Source organism: Polaromonas sp. P1_G4, from assembly GCF_056405475.1.
Window position 1 is genome coordinate 1 of the sequence record NZ_JBFUCA010001023.1, and the last position, 649, is coordinate 649.

The following is a 649-nucleotide window of genomic DNA, read 5'->3' on the forward strand; positions in this document are numbered from 1 at the left end:
GGACGTGATGGTCGGCGTGATCGACGTCGCCAGCGAGGAGATTGAAACGCCCGAGCAGGTGGCCGACACCATCGGCAAGGCGCTCAAATATGTGCCCAGAAACCGATTGATTCCCTGCACCAATTGCGGCCTGGCGCCCATGGACCGCGAAGTGGCCCTGAAGAAGTTGCAGGCGCTGGGTGCAGGTGCGGCGCTGGCGCGGGAACGCTACAAGTAAGGTTGCTCAGCGCGCGCGGCATTGCTGCGCAGTGCGGGAGGCCGTTGTGCTGGACTGAATGCACGGCGCTGGTGTACGCTGGCAGCATGAGCAATGACCCCACGCTTCCGCATCATCCTCACGACCACGATCATTCCCACGGTCCTGGACACGCGCATCCTCACGCGCAGGGAGAAGCCGACCCGCCATGGAAGCACGACGGCGTGCGCGTGATCGCCGGCAATCAGCTTGATGGCAATACCGCACAAACACCCGGCATGGACAGGCGCGCCGCCATCAACTTCGCCCGCGTCGGTGCCCAAAAGCTCTGGGCCGGCACGGTGACYATCCACGCCGACGCCAAGACCGGCGCCCATCATCATGGTCATCTGGAAAGTGTGATCTATGTCATCCGGGGCAAGGCTCGCATGCGTTGGGGCGAGCGTCTTGAAT

Annotated in this window: 2 pseudogenes; both read left to right on the top strand. The window is 63.4% G+C overall.

The annotated features are described in order from the left end of the window. A pseudogene (locus AC1D1X_RS25145) lies at positions 1-217 on the top strand (methionine synthase); the annotation flags it as partial. Positions 218-303: 86 nt separating this feature from the next. Continuing rightward, positions 304-649, top strand: a pseudogene (locus tag AC1D1X_RS25150) (cupin domain-containing protein); the annotation flags it as partial.